The organism is Shinella sp. G-2 (assembly GCF_050172695.1).
Classification (GTDB): Bacteria; Pseudomonadota; Alphaproteobacteria; order Rhizobiales; family Rhizobiaceae; genus Shinella.
In genome coordinates this window covers 384156-407189 of sequence record NZ_JBBEYH010000001.1, presented here as the reverse complement: position 1 = coordinate 407189, position 23034 = coordinate 384156, and the positions used below count along the sequence as shown (strand labels likewise).

Here is a 23034-nt window from a genome sequence, read left to right as displayed (position 1 = left end):
ACGCCAAGGAGACAGAAAATGTTGAATTTCCTGCCAGACCTTCACGAAGGACATGCTCCCATCACCCTGCAGCAACTGTTCGGCGACGCCCTGGAGGCTTTCGAGGCCTGGGAAGACGAACGTGCGGAACCGATGGTGATCCACGAGGACCAGCTCCTGCCCATCGGCCTTGTCTTTGAAAGCATGCGGGACTGCACCGACATCCTGCCGCATACGCTGGCCGATATCGTCACCGATACGCTCGCCCGCAATCCTGCGGCGACGGACGCGGAAATCGTCACCTTCGGCGATGCCGCCCGCCTCGCCTCGGCGCTCACCGAGCAGCGCCGCCTTTACGGCGAGACCGCCATTGCCGCCTTCCTCGACCAGCACCGGGTCGACAAGCGGCGCCCGGCCTAAACCTCTGAAAAAGGCTGAGCCTGAAAAGGCCCGGCCAGCCTAAAAAGGAAGGCCCCGGCAACGGGGCCTCTCCCTGTTACCCAGGCAACAGCCAACCAGCCCGAAGCATAGGATTATCCGTGACAAGAGCGAACGAACGCTCTGCCAACAAGGAGAAATCTCATGCGCAAATTTGTTCTCGCTACCCTCGCCATCGCCACCCTCGCCGGCGCGGCCGCAACCCCGTCCTTCGCCCAGTCCCGCGGCCAGAGCCGCGAATCGTCCACTGGCGGCGACTACTACCCGGGCGCCGACCGTGGCCCGCTGACCTTCGCCCAGGTCAGACCGCGCCTCAAGCTCAACAAGGGCGGCGCTTACTGCTCGACCAACTGGTACGTGCTGCATGACGAGCGCGGCATGCGCAACGAGATCCGTCACTGCGACGATCGCCGCCACATCGACATCAACTAATCGCTCGCCATCCTGGTCCCGGCCGCGCGGCCGGGGCCGCGTCCCTTCACATGCAGGCGATTCGGGCACGTCAATCGGGCAGGCGAATAAAGCCACCCGCTCATCCGTTGATTGAAAACCCCTCCCGCTCAACGGACATGCCGATGCTTCGCCTCGCCGCCGCCCTCCTTCTCCTGACCCTGCCCGCCCACGCCGCCGAGGAGCCGCCCTATGTCGGCACCTGGGATTGCGAAGTCTCGACCTTCACCTTCACCGCCGACAGCTACGATGCCGGCGAAGGCCCCATGCCGATCCTCAAGAGCGAGAAGGATGGCGGCGCCTATACGCTGACCTTCGCCGACGACTACCAGATCGGCCTTGCCAATATCACCGCGACGGAGATGGACTGGGCATCCGGGGCGAGCGGCGACACGTTCCACTGCAAGAGAATGGAGAAATAGGCGCCGATGAAGATCACCACGCTGCTTGCCGCGCTGCTTGCCGCGCTACTTGCGCTCGGCATGACGAGTGCGGCCGCCGGCGCCGCCGAGAACCGCTGCGGCTGGCTGCAGAACCCGACACCCGCCAACTGGTGGCTGGAAGACGGTGACGGCACCTGGACGATGATGACGCAGGGCGGCGGCGATGAGCCCGATGGCTTCGACCGGATCCCCGATATTTCCGCCGGCGACTATGTGCGCACCAACGGCAATTACGGCTATGCCTGCGCCTGCATGACGGTGGAGACCGATGCCGGCGAAGGCCGCATCCTCGCCATCCATTCCTTCCGCCAGCTGCCGATTTCCCAATGCGCGGACGATCCGTCGCTCCCCACGCCGGAATGACTTTCGAGCCTGCCCGACACCTTGACCGGTGGCGGCAAAGCACCTATTTCTCCCGCATCGAGATTTGAACGTTGACTTCTGCATTTGCGGGTTACCAGCCTGCAGCTCACGAACTTCCCCTTCAAATTCGACCACCCATGGCCGCTCTCGGGCGGCCGACGATTGATTTGACGGCTCAGGAAAGGTTTCGTCATGGCAACTGGTACCGTAAAGTGGTTCAACACGACCAAGGGCTACGGCTTCATTCAGCAGGACAGCGGTGAACCGGACGTTTTCGTCCACATCTCCGCCGTTCAGCGCGCAGGCCTCGCAGGCCTGAACGAAGGTCAGAAGGTCAGCTTCGAGCTGGTCCGCGACCGCAAGTCCGGCAAGATGTCGGCTGATCAGCTCGTCGCAGCCTGATCTGCCGCACACGGCAAAAACAGGAAGGCCGGTTTCGACCGGCCTTTTTTTGTGTCCGCCGTCAGGCTTCCCGCAAGGCCGCGTCCAGCCAGCGGCATTCCTGCAGGCCCGCGGGGGTGAAGGGATCGGCGAGCGTGCCGGAGACGATCGCCGCCAGGATTTGCGGCGCCGGCGGAATGTTCGCGACCGTGGCGACAAGCCGGTCGCGCAGCCACGCGATGGCTTGCGAATCCGACTGGTAGAATGGCGTGAAGACGTAAGACAGCAGCTGGAAAAGCCGCACATGGCTGCGCCGCGCGGCCGCATAGGCCGAAAGCCCCTCCTCCACGGATCCGGCGGATGAGAGGGCATGGGCCAGCGTCGCCGCATCCAGCAGCGCCATGTTGGCCCCCTGCCCGAGCTGCGGGCTGGTGGAATGGGCGCTGTCGCCGATGAAGACGATGCCGTCGGCATGGGGCGGCAGCGTGGTGCGGTGGGCATACCGCGCGAGCGTCAGTTGATCCCAATCCGTGATCTGCTCCAGGAACGGCAGGGTTTGCGGCCAGTAATCGGCGATGCCGGCCTTCCAGCGCTCCAGCCCCGCCGCCTTCACCGCCTCCGCATCCGCCGTCTTGAGGCTCCAGAAGAAGGCGACCTTGCGCCCCTCTCCCGCATGAGCCCGGCCGACGGGCAGAATGCCGATCATCACCTTCGCCGCGTCATAGCGCTGCGAAAGCGCCCGCCCCTCATGGGCAATGTCCTCGCAATCGAGCGTCGCCCAGAAGGCGCCCCAGGGCAGCTCCTTCACGGCCGGCGCGACAACGGAGGCGGCGGCAAGCTGCGAGCGCGCGCCGGTCGCATCGATCACCAGGTCATATTCGCCGACGATCTCGCCATCCGGATCGTGCAGGGCCGTGCGGGCCTGCCGCGTCTCGGCCTTGGCGAGCGTGATGCCGGTGCGGATGGGAAGGCCCTCCGCCGCCACCGCATCGTGCAGGGTCGAAAACAGGGCCGCCCGATGCACCGCCAGCCCGTAGCGCCCGCCCGCCAGCGCATCGTAGCGCACATCGAGCACGGTGCGGCCGCTGCGCGCATCGGCCCCGTGCAGCCGGTCGATGCGGTTGCCGAGAGCATGGATGGCGGGAGAAAGGCCGAGCGCATCGAGCACGGTGAGCCCTGTCGGCTGCATCAGGAGGCCGGAGCCGACAGGCGAAGGCTCGGCGAAGCGCTCGATCAGCTCGACCCGGTGGCCGGCGCGCGACAGAAACAGTGCCGCCGCCAGTCCCGCAGGCCCCGCGCCGGCAATGCCGATATCCAATGGTTTCATGCCCATCCCCGAAGCGGCGTGCGGCCGCAGCGTCAATCCTGCTCCGCGTCATAGGCCGTCCGCGCGGCCCGGATCGCGGCATGGTTCTCCGTCGACCAGTGCACCAGCGAACGCAGCAGCGCAAGGAAGGATTGGCCGAGCGGCGTCAAGGCATATTCGACGCTGGGTGGCTGGGTGGGATAGACGGTGCGCGTCAGATAGCCATCGCGCTGAAGGTCGCGCAGCGTCTGGGTCAACATGCGCTGCGAGATATCCGGGATGAAGCGGCGCAACTGCGAGAAGCGCCGCGGCCCGTCCGCAAGGCCGAGGATCATCAGCGACGTCCACTTGCCGCCGACGCTATCGAGCACGTCGCGCACCGGGCAATCGTCCATCGACATGGCGACGCCATCGATCAGAAGGACGCGCTCGCCCTCGGCCCGGTCGACCATTCTGTTCATAGCCGGTTCCCTCCAGGTAACCACCGCAGAAAAAACTGCCTTCTTTACAGGCTCTATCAGATTACCAGATAAGAGCAAGTCTCAATAAGAGACCAACTCGCAGCAGGACAAGAGGCGCTTTCCGCCAAGCCTGCCTGAAAGGGATAGACATGACCGATACGCTTCTCGTCACCGGCGCCTCCGGCCAGCTTGGCCGCCTCGTTCTCGACGCGCTTCTTTCCGCCGGCAAGGCCCCGGCCAGCATCATCGCCACCACCCGCGACACCGCCAAGCTCGCCGACTATGCCGCCAGGGGCGTCGTGGTGCGCGCCGCCGACTTCGACGATCCGGCTTCGGTGGACACCGCCTTTGCCGGCGCCGGCACGGTGCTGATCATTTCCACCGACGCGCTCGACACGCCCGGCAAGCGTCTTGCGCAGCACAAGGTCGCCGTTGCCGCCGCCAAGAAGGCCGGCGCGAAGCACATCCTCTACACTTCCATGCCGCAGCCGGACGATTCGCTCGTCACCTTCGCACCCGACCATCTCGGCACCGAAGAGGCCATCAAGGCGACGGGCATCCCCTACACGATCCTGCGCGACGGCTGGTATGCGGAAAACCTCTTCATGTCCCTGCCCCACGCGCTGGAAACCGGTTCCTGGTACACCGCCACCGGCGAAGGCAAGATCGCGCATATCACCCGCGCCGACACGGCGGCCGCCCTTGCCGGCGCCGCCCTTAAAGCGGGCAGCGAGAGCAGGACCTATACGCTGACGGGAACGAAGAGCCGCACGGCCGAGGAGATCGCCGCCCTCGTCTCCGCCGCCACCGGCAAGCCGCTGAAGGTGGTGCATGTCACGGATGCCCAGCTTTCCGAAGGCCTGAAGGCCGCCGGCCTGCCGGAAGGCTTCATCCCCACCATCGTCTCGTTCGACGCCAACACGCGCGAAGGCAAGATCGCCATGGTGACGGGCGACGCCGAGGCCCTTTCCGGTCGCACGCCGACATCCTTCGAGGATTTCGTCGCCGCCAGCAAGGCAGCCTTCCTCGGCTGATGCAAAATGGAATGCGGCGCCTCCCGGGGCGCCGCGCTACGCTCAGACGTCCTGGCCGCAGGCCCGGCAGAAGCGGCGCACCGTCTCCGCCATGCCGTATTCCAGTGCGTCTGCCGTCAGGCCATGGCCGATCGAGACCTCCGCAAGGCGTGGAATGCGCGCGACGAGCGCCGGCAGGTTGGCGACCGTCAGGTCATGGCCCGCATTGACGTCGAGACCGAGATCGAAGGCGATATCCGCCGTCTCCCCGAGCAACTCGACGATGCGCGCGGCTTCAGCGGGATTGTCGTAGCAGCCGCCATAGGGGCCGGTATAAAGCTCGATCCGGTCCGCGCCAATCTCCTTGGCGATAGTCAGCGCCTCGCGGTCCGGATCGCCATCGGCAAAGACGGAGACGCGCAGGCCCAGCTTCTTCAACCGGCCGACGATATTGCCGAGGAGATTGTGGCTCTTGCGGAAATCCCAGCCATGGTCGGAGGTCGCCTGCGCCGGATCGTCCGGCACGAGCGTGACCTGCTCGGGGCGATGCTCCTCGACGAGGCGCATGAAGCTCTCCTCGGGAAAGCCCTCGATGTTGAACTCCGTGCCGGCGAACTCGCTGTCGATCAGCGCGCGGATCGGCGCGAGGTCGCTGAAACGCACGTGGCGCTGGTCCGGGCGCGGATGCACGGTCAACCCGCTGGCGCCGGCCTGAAGCGCGATCCGGCCGATGCCGGTGACGCTCGGCCAGGGCAGGTCCCGGCGGTTGCGCAGCATGGCGATGGCGTTGAGATTGACCGACAGTTTCGTGGGCATGACGACGCGGACTCCTGTTCGTGCATGAAGGTCTAGCCTGTTGTTTCCACAAGGGCAATCGCCGCAAAGGCCATGCGAACCGGACTTGCGGAAGAATTGCCGGGGTAGCCGCCGCTTCACCCTTGCCGATGATCAAGAATCACCGATAAACTCCCCCCGATTTTTAAGGATGGCGCACTGCGCCGTGACGGGGAACGGAAGGGTATAGGGCAAGGGCGATGGGCTCCTCTGTGGCATCACCATGAGCGGGACCGAGAGGCCGGCGTGCGAGCACGTGCGGCGCGCCTTGAACGCCATCCTCGCCAGCGAGGCCTTTGCCCGTTCCGAGCGGCTGCGCTCGTTCCTGGCCTACATCGTCGACAGCGAGCTTTCCGGCAAGGCGGCCCAGCTCAAGGGCTACAGCATCGCCATCGACGTCTTCGGCCGCTCGCATGGCTTCGATGCCGGCATCGACCCCCTGGTGCGCGTGCAGGCCGGCAAACTGCGCAAGCTGCTTGACCACTATTACCAGACGGAAGGCGCCGGACAGCGGCTGCGCATCCGCGTGCCCCTCGGCAGCTACGTGCCGGAATACAGCCTTGCCGAAGGAGCGGAGGAACAGCCCGCGCCGTGCGAGCAGGTGCCCCTCGTCACCACCTGCCGGCAGAAGCTGAAGATGCGGCGCTCCTGGCTTCCCGCCCCGGTCTCCTCGCCGCTCGCGCTCTTTTCCCTTTTGCCGCTGGTCTTCCTCGCGCCCTCCGTCTATCCCGAGCCGACCAATGCGGCGATCGACAAGGCGCAGCGGGTGCTGACCGTGCAGAGCACCTTCGCCAGCCGGGCGCAGGCCCTGCCGCAACTGCATATCCAGCAATGTTGGCCGGCGGGCGGCGACTGCAACGCACTCGCCCGCGCCATCGCGGGCGCGGCCGGCTATCACCGTACGGTGCATATTTCCGAATCGCGCGAAACGCCCGATCCTCCTCCGCTCTCCTATGCGATCCGCATCGAGAATCGCGCCGACGGGCGCGGCATCTACGCAAGGCTGATCCACGAGCGATCCGGCGAAACCGTCTATTCCCGGCATTTCTCCAGCGCCCAGCTCGGCAGCGATGCCGGCCTCACCTTCGAGGCGGTGGCCTTTGCCGCACAGGCGCTCTCCGCCCATGGGCCGCTCTATCGCCATGCCCTGCGCAGCGGCACGGCGAGCAGCATCATGGAATGTCTTGCGCGCGAGGAACGGCAGCCGCCCCGCGGCATGCCGCATCCGGGGCCGGGAGCCGCCTGCGCCACGGCGGCGCCGGCCGCGCTGGCCGATGCGGCCGCCTCGCAAGCCGTCGGCATGCCGCTCCGGCGCTAGGGCCATCGCCCGCACAACCGGCCACAGGAAATACATCCCTAGATGTAGCGATAGGCATATCTGCGCCAAAGGCCTATTTTAGGACCATGGGCGGACTGGTAATGTTTACCGCTTGGCTTGACGATCCGGTACAATTCCTTTGCAAGAATGGATCGAAAGGCCACCAAGCAATCGTATACACTCTGTCGGAATTGCACAGGCCGGCAGACCATATGCGGTGAAGGGCAATATCCGCCGTTCCGACACCCATCCTTCACGGGGAAGATGGTCTCGGGCCGGCGACCGGGGGTAATGACATGACCGATCTTCTCATTCGCGGGCTGCTTTCATGATGACCAATGAGTCGAAGAAAGCCGAGGCCCGGACGGGCGCACGCAAGTCCATCCGCTTCCTGCCCGTTGCGCCGCTGCCGGAGAACCTGCCGGACGGACGCCTTGCCATTGCGGACATGGCCAACGCCTTTGGCGTGACCCACCGCACGCTGCATTTCTACGAGGAAAAGGGCCTGCTGACCGCCGCCCGCGTCGGGCCGATGCGCGTCTACGGCCCCACGGAAATCCAGCAGATGGCGGTCGTCAACACCTGCCGCGAAACGGGCATGCCCGTCGCCGTGATCCAGGAACTCCTGGAGCAGCTTTCCGCCGCCGAGAGCCAGGAAGAAGCTGACGGAATCTTCCGCATGGCGATGACGGCCCGCAAGCGCGAGCTTGCCGCCCAGCAGTCGACCATCCGCCGCCAGATGCAGCAGATCAACGAACTCCTGGATTTCACCGGCGCGCTCGAGGTCGAGACCAACGACAACACGCCGCAGGCGCACCTGACCGCGGTGGAACTGCGCTGTCTCACGCTGATGGCCGAAGGGTACCCCACCAGCCGCATCGCCCGTGCGCTCGAAGTCGAGCCCGGCGAAGTGCAGATCATGGAGAAGGCCATCATCTCCAAGTTCAACAGCAACAATCGTTTCCAGGCTGTCGCAAAGGCAGTCATGCTCGGGATCGTCGGCCATTAAGGCCGACGTAAGCGGCCGGACATGACGACCGGCCCTTCGTTCCGCTTCCTGATAAGCGGTCCGTCGTGCGGGGTCCCTCCTATCGCACGATGGTGAGCGTTTCCGCGGCGCGCGTAATGGCAGTGTAAAGCCAGCGTTCACGCGTGTCGCGGAAGGCAAAACTCTCGTCGAACAGCACGACATCGTTCCATTGCGAGCCCTGCGCCTTGTGCACGGTCAGCGCATAGCCGAAATCGAATTCGTCGTAACGCTTGCGCGTCGACCACGGGATTTCCTCGTCGAGATTCTCGAAGGCGGCCTTCAGCAGCTTGATCTTGGCCGCGCCGCGATCCATGTCGTCGTCTTCCGGCCGGATCATCAGGTTGATGCCGGGCTTCACCGTTTCCTTCGACGAACTCATCACCTGCCAGAGCGAACCGTTGAGCAGGCCCTTGGCCGGGTCGTTGCGCAGGCACACCAGCTTGTCGCCGGATTGCGGATAGTCCGTGGTAAAGCCCTTCAGCTCGCGCAGGCGCTGGTTATAGCGCCGCCGCGTCCGATTGGTGCCGACCAGCACCTGGTCCGCGTCGAGCACCAGCGACTGGTCCACCTCGTTGCGGCCGATGACGCGCGCCGCACCATAGTCGCCATACTGGATGTCGCTGCCCTCGCGCACCTGCATGGCAAGCTGGATGATCGGGTTGTCGCGCGCCTGCCGGTGGATATCCGTCAGCAGATAGTCCGGTTCCTGATTGGTGAAATAACCGCCGCCGGAAACGGGCGGGAGCTGGCCGGGATCGCCGAGCACGAGAATGGGCGTGCCGAAGCTCATCAGGTCGCGCCCCAGCGCCTCGTCCACCATCGAGCATTCGTCGACGACGACGAGCGCGGCCTTGGCGACCGGGCTCTGGCGGTTGATGGAGAACATCGGCGAGATCGAGGTTTTCCCCGTCTCTTCGTCCGACACCTCCTCTTCGCCGCGCGGGCGATAGATCAGCGAATGGATCGTCTTGGCATTGCTGGCGCCCTTGGAGCGCAGCACCTGCGCTGCCTTGCCGGTGAAGGCGGCGAACAGCACTTCGCCGTCGACATTCTCCGCGAAATGGCGGGCAAGCGTCGTCTTGCCGGTTCCGGCATAGCCGAACAGCCGGAACAGCGGCTGCCGTCCGTCCTTCAGCCACCGGGCGACGGCCTTCAGCGCTTCATCCTGTTGGGGTGCAAATTCCATGCCCGGACTTGGCAGGATTCGCACGGCCGAAGCAAGGGGCATGCCCGACGCGCCGGCGGCGGACGAATGACTTACCCCCTTATTTGGCCCTGTTCGCCGAGACGCCGCCGCTGTATGGAGGGCACAACTTCCGGAGCGATGATTTGTCCCCCGCCTCCCCCACGCCAAGAGATCCGACGAGCACGGCAACCGGCCTTGGACGATGGCCGGCCGCGCTGCAATGGGGCCTTGTCGCCGGCCTCTCGCTCGTCACGACCGTGCCGCTGGAAATCGCCGGCTTCCCCGCCGCCCTGCTCATGGGGCCGATGCTGGCCGGTATCGTCGTGGCGCTCGGCGGCGGCACGATCCGCCTGCCGCGCTTCTTCTTCTTCGGCGTTCAGGTCGTGCTGGCGCTGATGATCGCGACCATGGTCTCCAGGGATTTTCTCGGCACCTTCCTCGATAACTGGCCGCTGATGCTCTTCGTCGTGCTGTCGGTGATCGGCGTCAGCACACTTTCCGGCTGGCTGATCGCCCGCACCGGCATCCTGCCCGGCACGACGGCGATCTGGGGATCGTCGGCCGGCGCCGCCTCGACCATGCTGATCATGGCGGAAGCCTACGGCGCCGATGCCCGCCTCGTCGCCTTCATGCAGTATCTGCGCGTGCTGTTCGTCGCCAGCCTCGCGACGCTTGTCGCCCATTTCGGCGGGCATGACGGCGCGGCGATACCGCCGCATGCCTGGTTCGAGCCGGTGCCGGTGCTGCCGCTCGTCGCCATGTTGGCCATCGGTCTTCTGGCCGGGATCATTGGGCAGAAACTGCGTGTCCCCGCCGGGGCCTTCCTCGTACCCTTCGCGCTGGCCTCCATGCTCAATTCGTCGGGCACGGTGACGATCGCGCTGCCGCAATGGCTGCTCGTCATCGCCTTCACGCTTCTCGGCTGGAACATCGGCCTCGGCTTCACGCGCGCCATCCTGCTGCATGCCCGCCGCGCGCTTCTGCCGACGATCATCTCGATCGTCGCGCTGATCAGCTTTTCCGGCCTGCTCGCCGGTCTCCTGATCCTCGTTCTCGGCATCGATCCGCTGACGGCCTATCTTTCGACCAGCCCCGGCGGCCTCGATTCCGTCGCCGTCATCGCCGCCTCCAGCAATGTCGACGTCGCCTTCGTCATGACGCTGCAGACGGCGCGGCTGATCCTGGTCAGCCTCATCGGCCCCTGGCTCGCCCGCTTCGTCGCCGACAGAGCCTAGAGCATGTCAGGTTCAGATAGAACCAGACATGCTCTAAATTCTTTTGTTTTCGTTTGTCTTTTCGGGAAAACCGGTTCCCACTTTTCCCTGACAAACTCTAGTTCGGCGCGTTCTCCAGCAGGATGGGCTTGCCGTGCGGCGTCGCCTCGGCAGCCCGCGCCCAGCGGTCCGAAAGGCACGCCTGTTCCGCCTCGCTGGCAAGGCCCCGCGTGGCCATGAGGCCGGACAGCGCCGCGACCCAGCAATCGAAATAGTCGGCGCCGTCACGCGCCCGGCCGGGCCGGTGCACCTCCCGCGACAGGGCTTCCGCCCAGTCCGCCCAGGTGAAGACGCCCTGCTCATGCAGGCGCACGGTCATGGCGAAAGCCTGTGCCTGCCAGGGTTCGGCGAAGACGGGATCGCCCTCCGCCGATTTCGGCAGGCCGGGCGAATCGGCAAGCGTCTCACACCGGCTCAAGATAGCTCTCCCAGGCATCGATGGAGACCGTCAGCCCCGGCGCGGCTCCCGCGCCCCAGATTTCCACGCCGTCGAAAACGACGGTGTAGATCCATTGCGGGTTCTCGCCCTTGCCATGCGCGCTGTCGTCCGGAAAGACATAGGATCCCTGCACAGTCTCGACCACACCCACCTTGTCGCGCGCATAGCGCGGCAGGCGCGTATGCGTCGCCGGGTTGAAATTGGCGGTACGAACGCGGTCGCCGGCGGAAAAGCGCGGCGCTGCCTCGAGCGGCCGGTCGCAGGGACCGCCTTTGGCGAGCACGGCCGGCACCATGTCCGCCTTCAGCACACGCTTGGGCTCCGCGCCCTTTTCCAGTTTGTGGCCGGTCGCCAGTTCCTCGGCCGAAACGAAGCCGTGGCGCTGGAGCAGGGTTTCGAGCCCGCGGATCCAGACTTCGTAGTAGCTTGCCGAAAGATAGGTGGCGGGCGGGATGTTTTCCCGGGCGTGCCGGCTTTCGTCGATGGTCCAGGCGCCGAAAGCGCCGCAGGATAGCGTCACGCCAAGCGCCCGCTTTTCCCATTCCGCATGAAAGACCGGTTCGTTCCTTTCCGGCGCGACCGGGCCGAAGCCGTGCAGCCCGCCGAGATCGTGCGGTCCGTTCATCGCAAAGCCTCCGGCGACAGGGCAAGGCCGGTGCCGATCATCGCGTCGCGTGTCACGAGGTCGGCCAGCGCCTCCTGATCCAGCCCGTCCGTGCCCGCGGGACGCGCCGGCACGACGAGGTAACGCAGTTCCGCCGTCGAATCCCAGACGCGAACCTTCATATCTGCCGGCAACGTCACGCCGAACTCCGCCAGAACGCCGCGCGGATCCATCACTGCCCGGGAGCGATAGGCCGGCGCCTTGTACCAGACGGGCGGCAGGCCGAGCACGGACCAGGGATAACAGGAGCAAAGCGTGCAGACGACGAGATTGTGCGTCTCGCCATCGTTGAAGACGGCCCGCATATGCTCGCCCTGCCGGCCGGTATAGCCGAGACTGGCGATGGCCGCCGTCGCATCCCGTTTCAGCCAGTCGGCAAAATCGGGTTCCGCCCAGGCCTTGGCGACGACACGCGCGCCGTTGCGCGGGCCGATCTTCGTCTCGTAGGTCTCGACGATGGCGTCGATGGCCTTCGGATCGATCAGCCCCTTTTCCGTCAGGATGGTTTCGAGCGCGCGCACCCGCGCTTCCATGAGCGAGAAATGGTTGTCGTGATGGTGATGGTCGTCGTGGTCGTGATCATGATCGTGCGACACGGCAGGTCCTCCGGCTTCGCCCCAGTCTTAAGCCGTCAGCGCAGCATCGGCCAGAGGCTTGCGACCAGCAGCAGCGCCATCGTGATGTTGAACCATTTCAGCCGGACCGGATCGGACAGCCACTGGCGCAGCGCCGAGCCGAAGCCGGCCCAGGTGGAAACGCTCGGGAAATTGACGATGGCGAAGGCGAGGCCGACGATCAGCACGCTCGACGTATAGTTCTGCGCGTTGGTATAGGTCGCCATGGCGGAAACGGCCATGACCCAGGCCTTCGGGTTCACCCACTGGAAGGCGGCCGCTTCGAGGAAGCTCATCGGCCTGGCGCCGGCCTTGCCCTCGCCGAGGCTGCGCGAGGTGCCGATCTTCCAGGCGATCCAGATGAGATAGGCGCCGCCGGCGAATTTCAGCACCGTATAGACCAGCGGCACCGCCTCCAGCAGCGCGCCGAGACCGAAGCCGACGGCAAGCAGCAGCACGAGGAAGCCGACGCCGATGCCGCACATATGCGGGATCGTGCGCACGAAGCCGAAATTCACCCCCGAGGCAAAGAGCATCATGTTGTTCGGGCCGGGCGTGATCGAGGTGGTGAAGGCGAAGAGCAGCAGCGCCAGAAAGATTTCAATCTGCATGGCAGACACTTGTGATCCGGATTGTTTTTTCCGATTGATAGTCCATCTCTTGGCGACGACCAGCCAATTCTTGTCATGCAGACAATTCCGGAACGGAATGCATGGCGCTTGCAGATGGAGTGCGACATGAAAGCGGAACTACCGGCAGTCACTCTTCCCGGCGGACGGCAGGTGCCGGCCCTCGGGCTCGGCACGTGGCACATGGGCGAAGGCGACGCCTCGCCGGAAGAGGAAGCGGCGAGCCTGCGCGCCGGGCTCGACCTCGGCATGACGCTCATCGACACGGCGGAAATGTATGCCGACGGCGGCGCGGAAGAGGTGGTGGGCGAAGCGATCCGCGGCCGGCGCGACGAGGTCTTTCTCGTCAGCAAGGTGCTGCCCTACAATGCCAGCCGCGCCGGCACCGTCGCCGCCTGCGAGGCGAGCCTGAAGCGGCTCGGCACCGACCATATCGAACTCTACCTCCTGCATTGGCGCGGCCGTTATCCGCTCACCGAAACCGTCGAGGCTTTCGAACGCCTGAAGGCAGAAGGCAAGATCGGCGCCTGGGGCGTGTCCAATTTCGATGAACCCGACATGAGGGAATTGCTGGCCGCCGCCGAACCCGCGCGGCCCGCCGCCAACCAGGTGCTCTACAATCTCGCCCGGCGCGGCATCGAATTCGATCTCCTGCGCTGGAGCCAGGTGCAGAACGTTCCGATCATGGCCTATTCGCCGCTCGACGAAGGCCGCCTGATCGGCCATCCGGCGCTGGAAGAGGTCGGCCGCATCCACAATGCCAGCTCCGCCCAGGTCGCCCTCGCCTTCCTGCTGACACGGGCAGGCGTCATCGCCATCCCGAAGTCCGGCTCGCCCGAGCGCGTGCGCGAGAATTTCCGCGCCGCCGAAATCCGCCTGACGTCCGAAGACCTGCGCCTTCTCGACGAGGCCTTCCCGCCGCCGACGCGTAAGCGCCCGCTGGAAATGATCTGAAATAGAAAGGGCTTTCCGCAAAACGGAAAGCCCTTCGTTTTCGGGGAAGCTGACCCCCTGTCGCGACCCCAAGGACAAGTCAGGGATGGCGACGGAGAGTTTTACATGCCCTGCGGGCCGCGGTTCATCGCGGCAATGCCCGTGCGGCAGACTTCCACGAGGCCGAGCGGCTTCATGATCGCGACGAACTGGTCGATCTTGGAAGACTTGCCGGTAATCTCGAGGATGAAATGCTCGGTCGTGGCGTCGACGACCTTGGCATGGAAGGCATCGGCAAGGCGCAGGGTTTCCTGGCGCATCTCACCAGAACCGACGACCTTCACCAGCGCCACTTCGCGCTCGATCGGCCGCTCCTGGCCGAGGATCTTGGCGCGCACGGTGAGATCGACCACCCGGTGAACGGGAACGATGCGTTCGAGCTGCGACTTGATCTGTTCGAGAACGCTCGGCGTGCCGCGCGTCACGATGGTGATGCGTGACAGATGCGCCTCGTGTTCGGTTTCGGAGACCGTGAGGCTTTCGATGTTGTAGCCGCGGCCGGAGAACAGGCCGATGACGCGGGCAAGGACGCCCGGCTCGTTGTCGACCAGGACGGAGAGCGTGTGGCTCTCCGCGACCTGGGTTTCCTTGGCGATGAAATAGGCGGAGCCGGTGGGCTGAAGGTGTGCGTTCATGGTTCTCTACCTTTTCATCAAACGAGCTGACGGCCCTTGGCGTCGATCGCGTTGGCGACCGCTTCGTCCGTGGCCTCGTCGGGCAGCAGCATTTCGTTGTGCGCCTTGCCCGAGGGGATCATCGGGAAGCAGTTCGTCAGGTTCGCGACGCGGCAGTCGAAGATGACCGGACGCTTGACGTCGATCATTTCCTGGATGGCCGCATCGAGCTTCGAGGGCTTGTCGCAGGCAATGCCGACGCCGCCATAGGCCTCCGCGAGCTTGACGAAGTCAGGCATCGCCTCGGTGTAGGAGTTGGACAGGCGATTGCCGTGCAGAAGCTGCTGCCACTGGCGCACCATGCCCATGTACTGGTTGTTCAGGATGAAGATCTTTACGGGCAGGTTATACTGCACCGCGCAGCTCATCTCCTGCAGGCACATCTGGATCGAGGCGTCGCCGGCGATATCGATGACGAGGCTGTCGCGATGGGCGACCTGAACGCCGACAGCCGCCGGGAAGCCGTAACCCATCGTGCCGAGGCCGCCCGAGGTCATCCAGCGGTTCGGCTGCTCGAAGCCGTAGAACTGCGCCGCCCACATCTGGTGCTGGCCGACTTCCGTCGTGATGTAGGTGTCACGGTCCTTGGTCAGCTCGTAGAGCCGCTGGATCGCGTATTGCGGCATGATCACGTCGTTGCTCGGCGTGTAGGCGAAGGAATTGCGCGCGCGCCACTTGGCGATCGACGTCCACCAGTCGGCATGGATCGCCTTGTCGTAGTCCTTCGCGCCGGCCCGCCACAGGCGAACCATGTCTTCCAGAACGTTGCCGACATCGCCGAGGATCGGAACGTCGACGCGGACGTTCTTGTTGATCGAGGACGGGTCGATGTCGATGTGGATTTTCTTCGAGTTCGGCGAGAAGGCGTTGAGGCGGCCGGTGATACGGTCGTCGAAGCGTGCGCCGACGCAGATCATGACATCGCAGTCATGCATCGCCATGTTCGCCTCGTAGGAGCCGTGCATGCCCAGCATGCCCAGCCAGTTCTTGCCGGAGGCCGGATAGGCGCCGAGGCCCATCAGCGTCGAGGTGATCGGGAAGCCGGTGATCTCGACCAGCTCGCGCAGCAGGCGCGAGGCTTCCGGACCGGAATTCACGACGCCGCCGCCGGAATAGATGATCGGCCGACGGGCGGTCTTCATCATGCTGACGGCAGCCTCGATCTGGCGGGCATCGCCCGAAACCTTCGGCTGGTAGCTCTTCTGGATCGGTGCGGCGGACGGCGGCGTATAGGTGCCGGTCGCGAACTGGACGTCCTTCGGGATATCGACGACGACAGGGCCCGGGCGGCCGGACTGCGCGACGCGGAAGGCCTCATGGATGATGCGGGCGAGATCGTTGACGTCCTTGACCAGCCAGTTGTGCTTGGTGCAGGGGCGCGTGATGCCGACCGTGTCGCATTCCTGGAAGGCGTCCGACCCGATGAGCGTGGTCGGAACCTGACCGGTGAGGCAGACGAGCGGGATGGAATCCATCAGCGCGTCCTGCAGCGGCGTGACGGCATTCGTCGCGCCGGGGCCGGAAGTGACCAGCATGACGCCGACCTTGCCGGTGGAGCGGGCATAGCCTTCGGCCATGTGGCCGGCGCCCTGCTCGTGACGCACGAGAATGTGCTCGATATCGTCCTGCTGGAAAATCTCGTCATAGATCGGCAGGACGGCGCCGCCCGGATAGCCGAAGATATGTTCTACGCCGTTGTCCTTCAGGGCCTGCAAGACAATTTCGGCGCCCGTCATCTGGTTTTCTGTTCCGCTCATCGGATTTCCGTCCGTCTCTTTCGTATTTCGAGGTGCTTATCGAATTTCAGGGCATAAAAAAAGGCCCCTTGGAGGAGCCTGCTTACCGCGCATGGGTGCTTTCGCCGGGTGGTTACACCACCCTGCCCATGCGCCTTCCCACCACAAGAATGATAGCCGTCAGTTTTTTCATGGCGCGGATTGTTAGACACAAAGCATACGCGCGTCAACGCCTTTCCGTGCTCCAGAACGGCACGCTTCGCGCCAGATGCCGGGAAACGCCGCAGAATCCTGCTTCAACCCGAAACGTCTTATTAAGCGGCCCCCGGTAAGGTCAGGGTTGATGGCAGGGAGTGCCGTGATTGCTGAACAGTGATTTTCATAATGCAATAGACGCCGGCGAACAGGAACGCCGAGATGGCATGGCGCCCGGAAACCGCCTGCTCGGCCGCGTCGTCGCATGCAACGGCTCGCGCGCCACCATCAGCGCCCTGGCCGAAGGCGGTCAGACGACCCTGACGGAATTGTGGTCCGTCGGCCGTCTCATTTCCATTTCCGTCGGCCCGCACCGCATCGTCGCGCTCGTCTACTCCATGTCCACCGACCAGCAGAGCTGGGCGGAGAACCACGACACCGTCTTTCGCATCGAAGTGGAATTGCTGGGCGAGGTGCATGTCAGCCCCGACGGGCGCGAAGCGTTTTCCGCCGGCATCACCGACTATCCCCATCTCGGCGCCATCGCGCACCGCATCCGCGCCTCGGACCTTGCCAAGGTCTACGACACCGGCAAGAACGACGTCTGCATCATCGGCAAGCTGACGCAGGACGAAAGCCTCGACGCGACGATCCATGTGCCCTCCATGCTGGAGAAGCACTTCGCCATCGTCGGCACGACGGGTGTCGGCAAATCCACCTCCGTCACGCTGCTGCTGCACAAGGCGATCCAGGCCGATCCCAAGCTGCGCGTGCTGATCCTCGACCCGCACAACGAATTCGCCGCCGCCTTCGGGGACCTTGCCGTCGTCATCGACACGGATACGCTGGACCTGCCCTTCTGGTTGTTCAAGCTGGAGGAATTCGCCGAAGTCGTCTTCCGTGGCCGCCCGCCGGTGCCGGAGGAAATGGACATCCTGCGCGACCTCATTCCCGAGGCCAAGCGCGCCTTCCGCGGCACGAGCGACAACGGCCTGATGCGTCGCACGAGCGAAAAAAGCTCCGTCACCGCCGATACGCCGGTGCCCTTCCGCATCGCGGACCTGCTGGCGCTGGTCGACGAGCGCATCGGACGGCTGGAGGGCCGGGCGGAAAAGCCGCATCTGCGCTCGCTCAAGGTCAAGATCATGTCGGCGATCAACGACCCGCGCTACCATTTCATGTTCTCCTCGAACACGATCACCGACACGATCCTCGACACCATCGCCCGCGTCTTCCGCATTCCGGGCGAAGGCAAGCCGGTGACGACCTTCCAGCTTGCCGGCATTCCCTCGGAAGTCGTCAACTCCGTCGCTTCGGTCCTCTGCCGCATGGCCTTCGAGATCGGCCTCTGGAGCAATGGCGGCGTGCACATGCTCGTCGTCTGCGAGGAAGCGCACCGCTACGTCCCGGCCGATCCCAAGCTCGGCTTCCTGCCGACGCGCCAGGCCATCGCCCGCATCGCCAAGGAAGGCCGCAAATACGGCGTCTCGCTCGGCATCATCACCCAGCGCCCCGGCGAACTCGACCCGACGATCCTGTCGCAGTGCTCGACCATCTTCGCCATGCGCCTTGCCAACGAGCACGACCAGGAAATCATCCGCTCGGCCATCCCGAACTCCTCGTCGTCGACGACCAGTTTCATCTCGTCCATCGGCAATGGGGAAGCCATCGCCTTCGGCGAGGCGGTCGCGGTGCCGATGCGCATGCGTTTCTCGCGCGTCGAGGCAAGCCGCCTGCCCAAGGCCAACGGCACCGGCGTCAAGGCGAGCGAGGATACGCCGCAAAGCGTCGACCTGCGCTCCATCGTCGCCCGCATGCGCGCGATTTCCGGCCCCGACATTTCCGGCTTCCAGAATTCCTACCTGACGGCGCAGGGCCAGAATGCCTCCCTGCCGACCGGCTATGAGGATGCGCCCTACGAGGACGAGGAAGGCTATATCGAGACACTGCAAAGCGCGCCTGAAACGCGCGCCGCGCCGCAGCCGCCGCTGCAGGAGCCCTACCGGCCCGACATGCTGCCAGGCGCCCAGGGCGCCTATCAGCCGTCGGCGCAGGACCGTTTCGAATCGATCCGTCGCGATCTCACCTCCGAACCGCAGCGCCCGGCCGCCGATCCCTATCGTCAGCCCGCCGATCCCTATCGCCAGCCCGCTGATCCGTACCGCCAGCCGGCAGAACCGCCCCGCCAGCAGGCGCGCCCTGCCTTCGGCGAACAGCAGGAGCCGCGGCGCGACGGCTCCATTCGCGAACAGCTTCTCAAGAAGCCGCTCAGCAGCCTGATCAGGCGCTAGACACGTCCAGCCGAAGCGGCGTCGGATAATGTTCTAGAAACAAGAGGCTAGGCCAGCGGATCGACCCGCTGCCAGCTTTCGTCCAGCTGGTTGCGGAACCATGTCATCTGGCGTTTGGCATATTGCCGTGTCGCGGCCGCGCCGCGCGCGATGACCTCGTCCGCGCGCATCTCGCCCCTGAGCATCGCCGCGATCTGCGGCACGCCGATCGCCTTCATCACCGGCATCGCCGGGGAGAGATCGAGCGCGAGCAGCGCCTTCACCTCTTCCACCGCGCCCGTTTCCAGCATCGTTCCGAAGCGCCGGTCGATACGGGCCGCAAGCACCGCGCGGTCCGGCAGAACCACGGTCTTCTCCGCCCTGTCAGGGTCGATCACCGCCGGCCCCGTCGCGGCCTGGAAGGCAGCGATGGAGCGCCCCGTCGCCTCCAGCACCTCAAGCGCCCGCACGATGCGCTGACCGTCTCCGGGCATGAGCCGGCCGGCCATTTCCGGATCGCGCTCGGCAAGCGCCCGGTGCAGAGCCTCGGCCCCTTCCCTGGTCAGCCGTGTGCGCAGGTATTCGCGAATCTCGTCGGGAATGGCGGGCATATCCGACAGGCCGCCGGTCAGGGCGCGGAAATAAAGCCCGGTGCCGCCGACGAAGACGGGCAGCTTGTCGCGCGCCCGCAACTCCGCGACGACGGCAGTCGCCTCGCGCAGCCAGTCGCCGGTGGAATAGGCCGCGCCCGCCGGCACATGGCCGTAGAGCCGGTGCTCGATGCCGCCCATGTCCTCCGGTTGCGGACGGGCGGTCAGGATACTCAGCGTATCGTAGACCTGCATGCTGTCCGCATTGACCACCACGCCATCGTGCGCGCTCGCCATCCGCACCGCGAGCGCGGACTTGCCGCTCGCGGTCGGGCCGGTTATCAGGATCGCGCCCCGCTTTCGATCAAGGTTTCTCATCATGGCTTTCGTTGCCACGCTTGTCGCCAATCCGTCAAACCCTGTTCTGACACCCGCCCTTGCCGAGAAGGCCGCGGATCAGGTCAAGGCCTCCGGCCTCTACTGGCTTGCCGACGGCATCGCCTGCGATATCGCGCTGCGCGACGGCAGCGACCTTGCCGCCGCGCGCGATACCATCCTCGCCGTCCTCGGCAATGCGCCGGTCGACCTTGCGGTGCAGGACGCGGAGACGCGGCGCAAGAAGCTTCTGATCGCCGACATGGATTCGACCATGATCGGCCAGGAATGCATCGACGAACTTGCCGCCGAAGTCGGTCTCAAGGACAAGGTCGCGACCATCACCGCGCGCGCCATGAAAGGCGAAATCGCCTTCGAGCCCGCCCTTCGCGAGCGCGTCGCGCTGCTGAAGGGGCTTCCGGTCTCCGTCGTCGACGAGGTCATCGCCAAGCGCATCACGCTGACGCCGGGCGGAAAGGAACTGATCGCGACGATGAAGGCCAGGGGCTATTACACCGCCCTCGTCTCCGGCGGCTTCACGGTCTTCACCAGCCGCATCGCCGCAACGCTCGGTTTCGACGAGAACCGCGCCAACCTGCTGCTCGACGCCGACGGCAAGCTGACCGGTGAAGTTGCCGAACCCATCCTCGGCAAGCAGGCCAAGGTGGACGCGCTGGTGGAAATCTCCGAGAGGCTCGGCATTTCACCCGAGGAAGCCATGGCCGTCGGCGACGGCGCCAACGATCTCGGCATGCTGCATCGTTCGGGCGCCGGCGTCGCGCTGCACGCCAAGCCCGCCGTCGCGGCCGAAGCGAAGATCCGCATCGACCATGGCGACCTTACCGCCCTTCTCTATCTGCAGGGCTATCGCAAATCGGACTTCGTGACCGGCTGATGTTGATTGCCACGACCAGGCGCATCGCCTTGCGCAACTGGGAGGAAAAGGACCGGGATCTCTTCCACGAGATCAATTCCGATCCCGTGGTCATGGAGTTCTTTCCGTTCCTGCGCAGCCGCGCGCAATCGGACGACCTGTTCGACCGCCTTCGCGGCATCATCGCCGAGACCGGCCTCGGCTTCTTCGCGCTTGCCGAGCGTGAGACGGATACGGCCATGGGCTTTTGCGGCCTGTCGCGCACGACGAAGCTTGAGCCCTTTGTCGCCGACGGCACCGTCGAGATCGGCTGGCGGCTCGCCCGCCGCCATTGGGGCCATGGCTACATCACGGAGGCGGCGGAGCGACTGCTGGCGTTCGGCTTCGCCGAGAAGGGTCTTTCCGAAATCATCTCCTTCGCCGTCGCGAACAATACCCGCTCCACTGCCGTCATGCAGCGCATCGGCATGGTCGCGGCGCCGGAGCGCGATTTCGACATGCCCGGCATCGCGGATACCCGCGCCGACCTCCGTCCGCATGTCGTCTACACGCTCGATCGCGCGACGTGGCAAGCAAAAGGCCGTTGAAGCGACGCTCCAACGGCCTGAATCACTTTCTCGCCCGCGATGGCCAAGCCCCTGACGGGACTCGGCTTTCCGTCAGTCGATACGGACGGTGATGTAGCGCAGCGCACCGGTATGGTTGGCGACCATCATCAAGGCATTGCGGCGATCTTCCGACTTCAGCTTGGCGATACGGCTGCGCACCTCGTCCGCCGTCGTCACCGCCTCCTGGCCGATCTCGACGATGACGTCGCCCGGCACGATGCCGCGTTCGGCGGCGGCCGAATCCGGGGCGACCTCGGTGATGACAACACCCTTGACGCTTTCGGCGATCTCGAAGGTCTTCCGCGCCTCTTCATCGAGGTCGCCGATGCCCATGCCGAGCACGAGATCCGCCTTGGTCTGTTCGGGCTGGCCGCCATTCTCAGGCAGCGCGCCTTCCTCCGGCTTGCTCTCGTCCTGCGTCACCTCTTCCGTGGCGTCCGCCTGCTTCTCGCTGTCCTCGAGCCGGCCGAGCGTGACCTTGACGGTCATCTCCTTGCCGTTGCGCAGCAGCACGACGTCCACGGCCTTGCCGACCGGGCTTTCGGCGACGACGCGCGGCAGGTCGCGCATTTCATGCACATCCTTGCCGTCGAAGCGGATGATGACGTCGCCGGTCTCGATGGAGCCGTTGTCGACCGGCCCGCCCTGGATGACACCCGCAACCAGCGCGCCCTTGGCCGCGCTCATGCCGAGGCTTTCGGCAATGTCGTCCGTGACAGGCTGGATGCGTACGCCGAGCCAGCCGCGGCGCGTCTCGCCGAAGTCGCGGAGCTGGGTGAAGATGTTCTGCGCCAGTTCCGTCGGCACGGAGAAGCCGATGCCGATGGAGCCGCCGGACGGCGAGATGATCGCCGTGTTGATGCCGATGACCTCGCCCTTCATGTTGAACAGCGGGCCGCCGGAATTGCCCCGGTTGATGGCCGCATCCGTCTGGATGAAGTTGTCGTAGGGACCGGCATTGATGTTGCGCCCGCGCGCGGAAATGATGCCGACCGTCACCGAGCCGCCGAGGCCGAAGGGGTTGCCGATGGCCATCACCCAGTCGCCGATGCGCATCACGCGGGAATCGCCGAAGGGCACGGCCTTCAGCGGCGCCTTCGGCTCGACCTTCAGCAGCGCGAGGTCCGTCTTCGGGTCCGTGCCGACGAGCTTGGCCTTCAGCTTCGAACCGTTGGCGAAGTTCACCTCGATATCATCAGCGCCCTCGATGACGTGGTTGTTCGTGGCGATGAAGCCCGCGGGATCGATGACGAAGCCCGAGCCGAGCGAATTGACGGTCTGCGGCTGGTTGCTGCCCTCGCCGTCCTCCCCCTTGAAGAATTCGTCGAAGAAGTCCTGGAAGGGCGAGCCCTCCGGCACCTGCGGCATCGGTGCCTTGTCGTCGCTCTTCACGTTCTGCGAAGTGGAAATGTTCACCACCGCATCGAGCAGGCCTTCGGCAAGGTCGGCGACCGATTCAGGACCGGTCGGCTTCACCTCGGCCGCGGCCGGGACGGCGAAAAATCCCCCGGCGACCGGCGAAAAACCCACCGCAAGCGCAAGTGCCGCCCGGGCTACGCTGGTCCTCGTCTTCAAAGCCATGTTCGGCATCCTCTTTGTCCTGGCTGTCGTGGCGAGTGTTTGCCGCGGATACGGCAAAAATCAGTCCGCCACGCTGAAATGATGCGAAGTCTTGCCCGTCTTCGCCGCCGGTCGCAAGAGCCGGGTTCAGCCGCCGCGAATGAACCAGACCATCAGCACGCCGAAAGCCACGGCGGCAAGCCCGGAGGTGCGCAACTGGCCTTCCGGCATCTGCGGCAGCAGCGCCGCCATGCGCTTCAAAGCCGAAGGGGCCAGTGCGTACACCAGCCCCTCGATGATCAGGAAGAACGCGATCCCCGTCAGGAAATCGGACACG

General features: G+C 65.2%; 26 protein-coding genes. 13 read left to right on the top strand and 13 right to left on the bottom strand.

Annotated elements, in window-relative coordinates; genetic code table 11:
* Positions 1-18 precede the first annotated feature (18 nt).
* The 5 genes from V8U06_RS02010 to V8U06_RS01990 all read left to right on the top strand — a co-directional run bounded on the left by V8U06_RS02010 (position 19) and on the right by V8U06_RS01990 (position 2075).
* Positions 19-399, top strand: coding sequence for a hypothetical protein (locus V8U06_RS02010; RefSeq protein ID WP_226918614.1), 381 nt, complete (start codon positions 19-21; stop codon positions 397-399).
* A 162-nt stretch (positions 400-561) separates the two neighbouring features.
* The gene (locus V8U06_RS02005; RefSeq protein WP_427139287.1) at positions 562-849 is read left to right on the top strand and encodes a hypothetical protein; all 288 of its coding nucleotides are present in this window, start codon (positions 562-564) and stop codon (positions 847-849) included.
* A 143-nt stretch (positions 850-992) separates the two neighbouring features.
* A complete protein-coding gene (locus tag V8U06_RS02000) occupies positions 993-1289 on the top strand; it encodes a hypothetical protein (RefSeq protein ID WP_427139286.1) in 297 nt (98 codons plus the stop codon).
* Positions 1290-1295: 6 nt separating this feature from the next.
* Positions 1296-1673 (top strand): DUF4087 domain-containing protein, encoded by a 378-nt coding sequence (locus V8U06_RS01995; protein ID WP_427139285.1) that lies wholly within the window; start codon positions 1296-1298, stop codon positions 1671-1673.
* A 192-nt stretch (positions 1674-1865) separates the two neighbouring features.
* Positions 1866-2075, top strand: a complete 210-nt coding sequence (locus V8U06_RS01990) for a cold-shock protein (RefSeq protein ID WP_226918610.1) — start codon at positions 1866-1868, stop codon at positions 2073-2075.
* Positions 2076-2136: 61 nt separating this feature from the next.
* Here the strand turns inward: V8U06_RS01990 and V8U06_RS01985 are convergent, their stop codons facing one another.
* Together V8U06_RS01985 and V8U06_RS01980 are read right to left on the bottom strand one after the other, a co-directional pair.
* Positions 2137-3381, bottom strand: a complete 1245-nt coding sequence (locus tag V8U06_RS01985; RefSeq protein WP_427139284.1) for an FAD-dependent oxidoreductase — start codon at positions 3379-3381, stop codon at positions 2137-2139.
* A 32-nt stretch (positions 3382-3413) separates the two neighbouring features.
* The gene (locus tag V8U06_RS01980) at positions 3414-3821 is read right to left on the bottom strand and encodes a winged helix-turn-helix transcriptional regulator (protein WP_226918608.1); all 408 of its coding nucleotides are present in this window, start codon (positions 3819-3821) and stop codon (positions 3414-3416) included.
* Between the two features lie 149 nt (positions 3822-3970).
* Between V8U06_RS01980 and V8U06_RS01975 the strand changes: the two genes are divergently transcribed.
* Positions 3971-4855, top strand: coding sequence for an SDR family oxidoreductase (locus V8U06_RS01975; protein WP_427139283.1), 885 nt, complete (start codon positions 3971-3973; stop codon positions 4853-4855).
* Positions 4856-4897: 42 nt separating this feature from the next.
* On the opposite strand, the gene V8U06_RS01970 is transcribed toward V8U06_RS01975, so the two are convergent.
* Positions 4898-5650, bottom strand: a complete 753-nt coding sequence (locus V8U06_RS01970; RefSeq protein WP_427139282.1) for a pyridoxine 5'-phosphate synthase — start codon at positions 5648-5650, stop codon at positions 4898-4900.
* 274 nt (positions 5651-5924) lie between these two features.
* Between V8U06_RS01970 and V8U06_RS01965 the strand changes: the two genes are divergently transcribed.
* Together V8U06_RS01965 and V8U06_RS01960 are read left to right on the top strand one after the other, a co-directional pair.
* Entirely contained in the window at positions 5925-6986 is a 1062-nt protein-coding gene (locus V8U06_RS01965; RefSeq protein WP_427139281.1) for a hypothetical protein, read from the top strand.
* A gap of 331 nt (positions 6987-7317) precedes the next feature.
* Complete coding sequence (locus tag V8U06_RS01960) at positions 7318-7995, top strand: MerR family transcriptional regulator (protein ID WP_427139567.1); 678 nt, start codon at positions 7318-7320, stop codon at positions 7993-7995.
* Between the two features lie 79 nt (positions 7996-8074).
* On the opposite strand, the gene V8U06_RS01955 is transcribed toward V8U06_RS01960, so the two are convergent.
* Complete coding sequence (locus tag V8U06_RS01955) at positions 8075-9202, bottom strand: ATP-dependent DNA helicase (protein ID WP_226918603.1); 1128 nt, start codon at positions 9200-9202, stop codon at positions 8075-8077.
* Between the two features lie 143 nt (positions 9203-9345).
* On the opposite strand from V8U06_RS01955, the gene V8U06_RS01950 reads away from it, so the two are divergent.
* The gene (locus V8U06_RS01950) at positions 9346-10437 is read left to right on the top strand and encodes an AbrB family transcriptional regulator (RefSeq protein ID WP_427139280.1); all 1092 of its coding nucleotides are present in this window, start codon (positions 9346-9348) and stop codon (positions 10435-10437) included.
* 97 nt (positions 10438-10534) lie between these two features.
* Here the strand turns inward: V8U06_RS01950 and V8U06_RS01945 are convergent, their stop codons facing one another.
* The 4 genes from V8U06_RS01945 to V8U06_RS01930 form a co-directional block, all read right to left on the bottom strand.
* Positions 10535-10894 (bottom strand): nitrile hydratase accessory protein, encoded by a 360-nt coding sequence (locus V8U06_RS01945; protein WP_427139279.1) that lies wholly within the window; start codon positions 10892-10894, stop codon positions 10535-10537.
* A complete protein-coding gene (nthB, locus tag V8U06_RS01940; RefSeq protein WP_427139278.1) occupies positions 10881-11540 on the bottom strand; it encodes a nitrile hydratase subunit beta in 660 nt (219 codons plus the stop codon). The genes V8U06_RS01945 and nthB overlap by 14 nt, the downstream gene beginning before the upstream one ends.
* The gene (gene nthA, locus V8U06_RS01935) at positions 11537-12112 is read right to left on the bottom strand and encodes a nitrile hydratase subunit alpha (RefSeq protein ID WP_427139566.1); all 576 of its coding nucleotides are present in this window, start codon (positions 12110-12112) and stop codon (positions 11537-11539) included. Before nthA ends, nthB begins: the two co-directional genes overlap by 4 nt.
* A 98-nt stretch (positions 12113-12210) precedes the next feature.
* The gene (locus V8U06_RS01930; protein ID WP_226918599.1) at positions 12211-12804 is read right to left on the bottom strand and encodes a LysE family translocator; all 594 of its coding nucleotides are present in this window, start codon (positions 12802-12804) and stop codon (positions 12211-12213) included.
* Between the two features lie 126 nt (positions 12805-12930).
* On the opposite strand from V8U06_RS01930, the gene V8U06_RS01925 reads away from it, so the two are divergent.
* Positions 12931-13776 carry an aldo/keto reductase gene (locus tag V8U06_RS01925; protein ID WP_427139277.1) on the top strand — a complete coding sequence of 282 codons (846 nt, stop codon included), beginning with the start codon at positions 12931-12933 and terminating at the stop codon, positions 13774-13776.
* Positions 13777-13877: 101 nt separating this feature from the next.
* Here V8U06_RS01925 and ilvN read toward each other — a convergent pair whose 3' ends face one another.
* Together ilvN and V8U06_RS01915 are read right to left on the bottom strand one after the other, a co-directional pair.
* Positions 13878-14450, bottom strand: coding sequence for an acetolactate synthase small subunit (ilvN, locus tag V8U06_RS01920; RefSeq protein WP_226918597.1), 573 nt, complete (start codon positions 14448-14450; stop codon positions 13878-13880).
* Positions 14451-14467: 17 nt separating this feature from the next.
* Complete coding sequence (locus tag V8U06_RS01915) at positions 14468-16246, bottom strand: acetolactate synthase 3 large subunit (protein WP_427139276.1); 1779 nt, start codon at positions 16244-16246, stop codon at positions 14468-14470.
* Between the two features lie 401 nt (positions 16247-16647).
* On the opposite strand from V8U06_RS01915, the gene V8U06_RS01910 reads away from it, so the two are divergent.
* Entirely contained in the window at positions 16648-18711 is a 2064-nt protein-coding gene (locus V8U06_RS01910) for a helicase HerA domain-containing protein (protein WP_427139275.1), read from the top strand.
* A gap of 47 nt (positions 18712-18758) precedes the next feature.
* Here V8U06_RS01910 and miaA read toward each other — a convergent pair whose 3' ends face one another.
* Positions 18759-19661, bottom strand: coding sequence for a tRNA (adenosine(37)-N6)-dimethylallyltransferase MiaA (gene miaA, locus V8U06_RS01905; RefSeq protein ID WP_427139274.1), 903 nt, complete (start codon positions 19659-19661; stop codon positions 18759-18761).
* Between miaA and serB the strand changes: the two genes are divergently transcribed.
* Positions 19660-20550, top strand: a complete 891-nt coding sequence (gene serB, locus V8U06_RS01900; protein ID WP_427139273.1) for a phosphoserine phosphatase SerB — start codon at positions 19660-19662, stop codon at positions 20548-20550. The genes miaA and serB overlap by 2 nt on opposite strands.
* On the top strand, positions 20550-21116 hold the full coding sequence (locus tag V8U06_RS01895) for a GNAT family N-acetyltransferase (RefSeq protein WP_427139272.1): 567 nt from the start codon (positions 20550-20552) through the stop codon (positions 21114-21116). Before serB ends, V8U06_RS01895 begins: the two co-directional genes overlap by 1 nt.
* A gap of 72 nt (positions 21117-21188) precedes the next feature.
* Here the strand turns inward: V8U06_RS01895 and V8U06_RS01890 are convergent, their stop codons facing one another.
* A complete protein-coding gene (locus tag V8U06_RS01890; RefSeq protein ID WP_427139271.1) occupies positions 21189-22718 on the bottom strand; it encodes a DegQ family serine endoprotease in 1530 nt (509 codons plus the stop codon).
* A 126-nt stretch (positions 22719-22844) separates the two neighbouring features.
* Positions 22845-23033: a DUF2065 domain-containing protein gene (locus tag V8U06_RS01885; protein ID WP_427139270.1), complete on the bottom strand. Its 189-nt coding sequence runs from the start codon at positions 23031-23033 to the stop codon at positions 22845-22847.
* Position 23034 lies beyond the last annotated feature (1 nt).

Bases quoted from the DNA above. Each gene is read 5' to 3' on its own strand.
- V8U06_RS01895 (WP_427139272.1), top strand. From the start codon at position 20,550: ATGTTGATTGCCACGACCAGGCGCATCGCCTTGCGCAACTGGGAGGAA.
- V8U06_RS01930 (WP_226918599.1), bottom strand. From the start codon at position 12,804: ATGCAGATTGAAATCTTTCTGGCGCTGCTGCTCTTCGCCTTCACCACC.
- nthB (WP_427139278.1), bottom strand. From the start codon at position 11,540: ATGAACGGACCGCACGATCTCGGCGGGCTGCACGGCTTCGGCCCGGTC.
- V8U06_RS01910 (WP_427139275.1), top strand. From the start codon at position 16,648: ATGGCGCCCGGAAACCGCCTGCTCGGCCGCGTCGTCGCATGCAACGGC.
- V8U06_RS01970 (WP_427139282.1), bottom strand. From the start codon at position 5,650: ATGCCCACGAAACTGTCGGTCAATCTCAACGCCATCGCCATGCTGCGC.
- V8U06_RS01960 (WP_427139567.1), top strand. From the start codon at position 7,318: ATGACCAATGAGTCGAAGAAAGCCGAGGCCCGGACGGGCGCACGCAAG.
- serB (WP_427139273.1), top strand. From the start codon at position 19,660: ATGGCTTTCGTTGCCACGCTTGTCGCCAATCCGTCAAACCCTGTTCTG.
- V8U06_RS01985 (WP_427139284.1), bottom strand. From the start codon at position 3,381: ATGAAACCATTGGATATCGGCATTGCCGGCGCGGGGCCTGCGGGACTG.
- V8U06_RS01915 (WP_427139276.1), bottom strand. From the start codon at position 16,246: ATGAGCGGAACAGAAAACCAGATGACGGGCGCCGAAATTGTCTTGCAG.
- V8U06_RS01995 (WP_427139285.1), top strand. From the start codon at position 1,296: ATGAAGATCACCACGCTGCTTGCCGCGCTGCTTGCCGCGCTACTTGCG.
- miaA (WP_427139274.1), bottom strand. From the start codon at position 19,661: ATGATGAGAAACCTTGATCGAAAGCGGGGCGCGATCCTGATAACCGGC.
- V8U06_RS02000 (WP_427139286.1), top strand. From the start codon at position 993: ATGCTTCGCCTCGCCGCCGCCCTCCTTCTCCTGACCCTGCCCGCCCAC.
- V8U06_RS01955 (WP_226918603.1), bottom strand. From the start codon at position 9,202: ATGGAATTTGCACCCCAACAGGATGAAGCGCTGAAGGCCGTCGCCCGG.
- V8U06_RS01990 (WP_226918610.1), top strand. From the start codon at position 1,866: ATGGCAACTGGTACCGTAAAGTGGTTCAACACGACCAAGGGCTACGGC.
- nthA (WP_427139566.1), bottom strand. From the start codon at position 12,112: ATGGAAGCGCGGGTGCGCGCGCTCGAAACCATCCTGACGGAAAAGGGG.
- V8U06_RS01890 (WP_427139271.1), bottom strand. From the start codon at position 22,718: ATGGCTTTGAAGACGAGGACCAGCGTAGCCCGGGCGGCACTTGCGCTT.
- ilvN (WP_226918597.1), bottom strand. From the start codon at position 14,450: ATGAACGCACACCTTCAGCCCACCGGCTCCGCCTATTTCATCGCCAAG.
- V8U06_RS02010 (WP_226918614.1), top strand. From the start codon at position 19: ATGTTGAATTTCCTGCCAGACCTTCACGAAGGACATGCTCCCATCACC.
- V8U06_RS01925 (WP_427139277.1), top strand. From the start codon at position 12,931: ATGAAAGCGGAACTACCGGCAGTCACTCTTCCCGGCGGACGGCAGGTG.
- V8U06_RS01975 (WP_427139283.1), top strand. From the start codon at position 3,971: ATGACCGATACGCTTCTCGTCACCGGCGCCTCCGGCCAGCTTGGCCGC.
- V8U06_RS02005 (WP_427139287.1), top strand. From the start codon at position 562: ATGCGCAAATTTGTTCTCGCTACCCTCGCCATCGCCACCCTCGCCGGC.
- V8U06_RS01980 (WP_226918608.1), bottom strand. From the start codon at position 3,821: ATGAACAGAATGGTCGACCGGGCCGAGGGCGAGCGCGTCCTTCTGATC.